The 7,218-nt window shown below is 46.4% G+C and carries 3 protein-coding genes and 1 pseudogene; all 4 read right to left on the reverse strand.

Annotated features, from left to right (window positions below; genetic code table 11):
• Positions 1-1,829: hypothetical protein (locus Q0668_RS22970; RefSeq protein ID WP_298868875.1), on the reverse strand; the 1,829-nt coding region annotated here is incomplete at its 3' end.
• A gap of 57 nt (positions 1,830-1,886) precedes the next feature.
• Entirely contained in the window at positions 1,887-4,346 is a 2,460-nt protein-coding gene (locus Q0668_RS22975) for a hypothetical protein (RefSeq protein ID WP_298868876.1), read from the reverse strand.
• A complete protein-coding gene (locus Q0668_RS22980; protein ID WP_298868877.1) occupies positions 4,343-6,610 on the reverse strand; it encodes a BatA domain-containing protein in 2,268 nt (755 codons plus the stop codon). Before Q0668_RS22980 ends, Q0668_RS22975 begins: the two co-directional genes overlap by 4 nt.
• 59 nt (positions 6,611-6,669) lie before the next feature.
• A pseudogene (locus Q0668_RS22985) lies at positions 6,670-7,218 on the reverse strand (DUF58 domain-containing protein); the annotation flags it as partial.

Consider the following 7,218-nt stretch of genomic DNA (forward strand, 5'->3'; position numbering starts at 1 on the left):
GAGAGCAGTTCTTCGTCTGTTACAATTTCGAAATGATACGTCTCCCCATGAACCTTATGTGGACCACTCAAATTATCAGCATCTTCCGCTTGAACCGTAAGGCTGATTTTCTGACCTACTTTCAAGTCAAGGGGAAGTACCTCAAAACGTTCCCAGGGTTCGTTGTCACTTCTTTGTAGAGAAAAATCTTTCGGGTTATTGGAAGGTTTTTTGCGGAAAGGACGTGGCCTGAAGTTGGTGTCCTGATCGACCAGAAAATCAAATCGCGCAGACTGAATTCCATATTCGTCGGTGATTATCCCTTCTACTGGAATCATGGCTTTCCGAGTGATCGACTTGCCGATTCCTGTGAGCTGTGTGTCTACTTTTGGTGGCTGGTCGATGATACCATTGATGCTCAGGCGAATCGGTTCTGTTACCAGCAAACCATCTGCGTCTTCTAAATAGATTCGAATGGGTTGGTCAGCAATTAATGGAATACTCTCGGGAATAGAATTATCATTGATTGCTGTCAGGTCTTGTTCTTTTGCGACTAATATAAAGGGGATTCGAAAAGTCAACCCATCAGTTCCACACATCTGCTGCATCTGAGAGGCAGTGAAGGGGACCTGCTTCACAATTTCTCCCTCTGGGTTTTTCCATGCCAGGAAATTCTCGGTTTCTTGCTCTGAATCTGGTGGAGACTGCTCCAGTTGGATCTGAAGAGTATCGGTCTCTAACGAAAACCGGGTGATTGGTTTATTGGCAGTTGATGCCATCTCGAACTTTGTATTGATGGGTAAAGAGATCTGGGTTCCCTGGACCGTCTGGAGATCAGCCAGTGGCTGTTTTGTTTCGGGGTTTATTTGATTTAACCCCGTATACTCCGGGTAATAACATGCCAGATGAATATGATCCAGAACGGGAGTTTCAACGATATTCACCTGATAAGGATTGGGATTCGTAAAGTCGTTTCCAGAGACCCAGATCTGGATGTCATCCAGTAGATCTGTAATGGTATGTTTAAATCGACCTTCTCCCATGCGCGACATCACAGTGCGTCCACCGCTACGTCCATTCTGCGTACGATAAGTCAGTTGCACTCGATCAGGTACTTTTTTGCCATCAACGGTCTCAACCAGTAAGGTCAGATCGTTTCCTAATCCATGCTTATAAGTCTGGTTCTGGAATTCTTTGATTCGATCTCCCGGTTGAGCAATGACTTTCACGACCAGGCCGGTTTCGCGATTCCAGTAGTCGCTGCGCAGCTCCAGATAACCTTTGGCCCAGCGCGCCATTGCAGGTTGATTGAAGATTGCCAGCACTAGAATGGAAACGAGCAATAGACCAGACCAGAAAACAGCGCGCTTTAAGGGGCGCTTGTCGAAAACCTCTTCCAGTGGAAGTTGCCGACTGCCTTCAGTGACCTCATTTACCGTTCGCTGCAGCATCGCTTTCGTCAGAGCGTTCTGTGGTTCTTGAGAGTCATGCAGTTCTACCGCAGTGGCCAGGCGGTCGTTTAATTCGGGAAAGCGTCGTTCCAGTACCAGCGCTAATGCTTTTCTTCTCATTTTTTTCAGGAGGCGAACGATGATAAAACTACCGGCCAGAAACAGGATTGTAGTGAGTGCAATCAGGATGAAAGAAGCACGATACCAGATTGGTAATTCAAGGTGACTGAGTTGAAAGTAAACCCAGTCGACAACGAAGCTGAACCAGAATACCAGGCCGATAACAGCCAACAGTTTGGCAGTTCCTTCCAGCAGAATATAGCGACGTATTTTGCCCCGTAACCGATTGAGCAGATCGGTGAGTTCCACAGGGATCGATGATTGAGAAGGTTCATTCATGCGTTTATTTCAGACTGACCAGAGGGAGTCATCATTTTTTCTCATTTACAAGTTAAGTTATGATAATTTAAACAGTTTTCTTGTGAGCCATTCGATTGCCAATAATCCAGCTAACATGAAAAAGACCCATTGCTGATCCCAGAGTGTTTTCAATCGTTCATCGACTAGAAACTCTTCTCCCATCTCAGGCAGGAGAGCGGGAATTTTTTCTGCCTCTCCAATGGCAAGATAGGTTCCACCTGTATCGCGGGATAATTCCTTGAGTCCTTTCACATTTTGACTTAGCGACTCATCTTCCAGGCGGGGGAGTAAAACCGAAAGACTACCATCTACAATTTGTCCTTTGGAGTCAGGAACGGTCAATTGGAAGCGATATTTTCCAGGGAGACTGGCGCGGAAACTGGCAACATACTCTCCCGGTCGATTTCGATCATGCATCAAAAGCAGGTTGGGAACCAGAGGTCTGCCGCGCGGGTCGATTACTTCCATAGGCACCGACTCTTGAATCAAAGGTTTAAACTCGGGGTTGAGTAATCGAACGCGAACGGACACAGTCTGACCGAGCTGATATTCATCTCGTTCGAGAATTAAAGTACCCCGTTTGGTGCCTCTTTTACTGCGACCCTGTCCGACATTACGGATCAGCTTGGTCCAGAAACGATCATAATAATCTTCTTCGATGGAACGTAGTCGCCAGATTTCAGGGCTACCCAGATAAAAGCAACGGCCTTCACCGTAATACTGTGAAGCCATCAAGATCGAGAAACCATACTCCGTTTGTGTTTTAGGATCCGGGAAATGGGCATAAACAGTGGCTGCTGCTTTGGGACCATTCGAGGGGTAGCAGCGATAAATGCCCGGAAAGTTCTCCCATAATTCTCTGGAGGTCGCGGGGTCGTCAGTCAGCATCAGAAAGCCTGCCTCCAGACCTGCCTGCGTCCATTCGATCCTGCGAATTTGAGTGGCTTCTTCATCCAGATAATCACGTACGAATGAGTTGATTGATACGGGGTATAAGTCAAGGATCGGCTGGAACTTTTCGGCGTCCTGCGCGAGTTTGGGTGTGTTGACATCGCCGGCAACCAATACGATACCGCCCCCCCCGGTAGCAACCCATTCATTTAAATTTTGCATCTGTTCCGGCGAGAGCAGTTCCCAGTTCACATCAAACGCGAGGATGACATCATATTCAAATAAAGCCGTTCGATCGGGGAATTCATATAACAGTTCATCCGCATCTTGAGAAACTCCGGGTGGTGAGGATTGCAGCCAGACATCCGATTTGATGGAAGGGTGTCGATAAAGCATTGTTCTAGTGAACCGATAGTCCCGCATCGGACCACCTGCTAAAATGAGAGTTCGTGTCGGACGACTGAAGACATTTACCGTGTGTTCCAGTTCGTTATCCATCACATTGGCATCCTGCACCAGCTGGTTACCCCGCACGCGCACGAGATAGCTGATCTCACCTTCTTCGCTGGGTGTCCGTTCAAATTTGACATCCACTGGAATTCCTTCTTCAGTGGGCAGTAAAAGATCCACAGAATCAACGACCGTGGGCTGCGCTTCATCCTTGAGTTTTTTCAATAACTCGATGGTGACTTTCCGTCCGGGCATCCCGATGGATTGCAGGAGTGCTGTGATTTCAAAGGCATCACCAAATTGCACATCTGTAGGGGCAATGATTTTTGCAACTTGAATATTGGCCGGTTTTGTCGGACTGCCTGTGCCCAGTGTAATGAGGCGAACTTTAGATTCTTTTGCCACTTCGTTTGCAGTCAATAAATCGGTGCCGGCATTGGATGCACCATCGGTGGCAATAATAATTCCGGAGAGAGTGGAGCCATTGATTTCTCGAATCAACTGTCCCAATGATTCTCCCAGTCGGGTTTCCAGTCCTTGAGGTTGCAACAGGCTGTCCCAGTCGATTTGCGTGTTCGATTGTGCTATCGAATTTGCTTCTGCATTCGTTGCCGATGGATTATCTTCCGCCTGCTCTTTTTTAAAGATGTGATGGGGTCCCGTTAATTCCTTGTCGAATGTGTAAACACTGACTTGATGTTTTTTCTGCAGATCTTTAATCAAGGGCGAATCTGCCAGCAATTTGTCAACAGCCTGCATACGACTGGGTACAGATTGATTTGCCGGAGAACTGGCATTGACGGGCACTTGTTCATTGGGATGCCGCATTGAAAGCGATGTATCGATTAGAACTGCTACGCGTGAAGGACGGAATGACATTTTTTGAGTGCGTTCGTGTGGATTAAAGACGATAATCATTAGAGCCAGTAAAACACAGAGTCGTAAGCCGGTCAGCCAGCAACGCCAGAATAGAGGTAGTTGAGACGAATCCTTCCAGGCAGTTCGGAAGGAAAGCGCCAGGATAAGAAACAGACCTCCCAGCAGGAACAGCCAACCCCATCCTGATTCGGGCGTATCGTACTCGATCGAACGAAACGCGGTCGTTTCGCCTGCGGCCAAGATGAATAAATCAGGAATGTGAGAAAAAAAGTTCATGCAGCAGCACTCGCTGTCTGAGGATGGTAGCTTAATCGGTAAGCCAATAACTGTTCACAGATCAAAATCAGAAACAGAATTACTAATATCGAGTTCGTAATTTCTCGACCTGCTTCCTGGCCTTGAATCCACTGAAACTCTCCCGGCTCCTGAATCTGGATTTGTGATCGATTTCCCAGCGCTTTAAATAATTCCTCGCTGGTTGCCAGTTCCAGGTTGCTTTCGGTAGACGGGAAATTAAACGCGTACATTTGTTGTTCCACCGTTTGGTCCTGGCGTTTCAACTGAACAGAATAAATGCCCGGTTGATCGGTTTCCCGGTATGTCGTGTCCAACTTCAATGAGCCGTTTTCGGAAGCGTTGCTTTCCTGTTTGGGCGAGGCTTTCAATCGAATGGTTCGCTCTCCTTGAGAAATTGGAGTTTGAATTTGAATTTCATCAGAAAACACGGCGGCATCAAGTGAAAACGTAATCGGATCTCCCACGATTTCTGCCTGTTCGTGAGAGCGCGACTGAACCAGATATTTTTGAAGCTCCAGTTGAAATACGATGTAGCTTGGGTTAAGTGCCCAGGAGTTCCACGGTTCTCCTTCGATGGTCGCGATTGGTCCTGCTGACGTCAGACAGGTGATAATACGGCCTTTGCCAAAACGGTGTTCTATGATGAAAGGCGCCTGATTTCTGAGAGTGGCAATGATATTCACTCCTGACGCATTTTTTGCTTCTGTTTGCAACCATTTCTGGGAGAGTGGGAAGTATTTGGAAATGGTGACCGCTTCAATCAGTGGATTATCCTGACCAGCGAATACAGAAAACAAAGGGTGATCGCTGACTTGCATGTCCACGATTGTATTGGTTTCTCGGGCAGGTAGATCACGAGGTGCCATCTCCAGCGGTGCGGGGAACAGTCCCTTTCCCTCTTTAAATAACTTGTCGTTATAAAACGCAGCTTGAACCGAAGGCCCGACGAACCAGACCAAGCCTCCCCCTTCTGAGACAAATTTTTCTAAAACGGAAACAGCATCGAGAGGGAGTTCAGCCACGTTCAGCAGATAAATATTTTTAAACTGATCTAAGGGATGTCTGCGGAGATAATCTACACTTTCGACAGAAGGAGCAAAGCCGGTGGTTGAGGCATCCGGTGCGATTGCGGTTTGGATATACATCCATTCGTTACCCGAGGGGTTTCCGTCAATGATCAATACGGGATTTGAAGGTTTGACAGCGATGGACAGAAAACGCTGGTTGTCTCCGCCGAGTGCATCATTCGTCAAGCTGACATTAATCTGATGCAGATCCGGTTTATTAAAAACGACATCAAAGTCCTGAGAGATTTCACTGCCTGCTTCAATTTTGTCAAAAACAATACTCATGGGAAGTTTGTTCTGATCATCGAAAGCCGAGACTCGCACATCGTTGGCAACCTGATCTCCAAAATTTTTGATACTGACTCTTAAACGTAGTGGGACGTTCACGGCTGCAACTTCCGTGGCACCGGAAAGTTCCGTAATCGCCAGATTGGGTTGGGAATCGGGGACCGTTTTGACGAGATTAATGGCGACATCATCATTACTTAAATTTTCGATTGTAGAAGCGACTCCTTTTTTCTCCTGCCAGTCAGATTTTCGAAAATCTGAGATCAGGTGCAGAGTTTTGATCACGGCCCGGTCTTCATTTAACAAATCAGCAGCGACTTCCAGTCCTTTATTCAGGTCGAGGCTCTGATGCGAACAAGTTAAATTACTCAGCTTGGCATCTAATTCATTGATCAGTTCTTCGTTGATATCTCGTTGCAAAAACAGTGGTGCATCGGCACGCGAGAGAAGGATGAGCGAAAACTTTTCCGTGTTGGGGCGATTGGCTCCTTCTGCAGCGATTTTCCGAATGACTTGTAAACCTTCGTCAAAGGCATTCTGTTCGCCCCAGACATTCTGCATCGAGCCACTATCATCAAGTACGATCACATGGTGTGATTTCGCACCATGAAACATCGATAGTTGATTCGGATCCAGGATCAGCCGTGCTATTAATAGCAACAAACAGATAATCAGAAAAATCCGCAGCAATAATAACAGGAGCTGTTCGAGTAAAACGCGTCTCTGATTCGTCTGCTGGCTTTGCAGCAAAAATTCCATAGCCGCAAAATGAACCCGTTTATATTGGAAGCGGTTAATCAAGTGAATAATGATGGGCGCAGCGACCATCATGGCACCGGTATAGACCAGTGCCGAATTCACAAAATGTTGTGTTAACCATGTTTCCATATTAGATGTATTCAGCTAATTTTATTGAGGTTTGTTGAAATCTGATTTACCTGGTTGTGTTACTGTCTGATAGATTGTTGCATGCCGATGCGATGGTTTAAATAATGTGCCAGGGCGGCATCCAGGTATTCGCTGGTTCGAATGGTTTGATAGTCAAATTTATTTTTGGCGCACCGTCTTCTAATTTCATTTAAGAACTCTTGCATGGCATTGAGATAACCCTCTCGTAATGAGCGGGGATCACAGACCAGTTCACCAGTCTCTTCCATGCCTTCAAAACGAGTGGTCCCTCCATAATTAAAATCGAGTTCCTGATCATCGAGAATATGCAGCAACATGACATCGTGTCCGCGATATTGCAGTAGTCTCAAACCTTTGAATAAATTTTCCCGATTCACGAATAAATCGGAAATGAGAATAATGGTTCCTTTTTTGGAACGTGTTTCGGCGACTTCTTTTAATACGTCAAAAATGTCTGTTTTTTTAGCTGGTTTTTCTGCAGCCAATGCGGTGAGCAGTGCATTTAAGTGATTTCGTTTACTTAATGGCTGTACTTTCGAGCGAACGGCATCATCAAAAGTCACTAGACCCACGGCGTCCTGTTGTTT

The organism is uncultured Gimesia sp. (assembly GCF_937910335.1).
Classification (GTDB): Bacteria; Planctomycetota; Planctomycetia; order Planctomycetales; family Planctomycetaceae; genus Gimesia.

Excerpts from the sequence above, each read along its gene's own strand:
- Q0668_RS22975 (WP_298868876.1), bottom strand. The coding sequence starts at position 4,346 with ATGAACTTTTTTTCTCACATTCCTGATTTATTCATCTTGGCCGCAGGC.
- Q0668_RS22980 (WP_298868877.1), bottom strand. The coding sequence starts at position 6,610 with ATGGAAACATGGTTAACACAACATTTTGTGAATTCGGCACTGGTCTAT.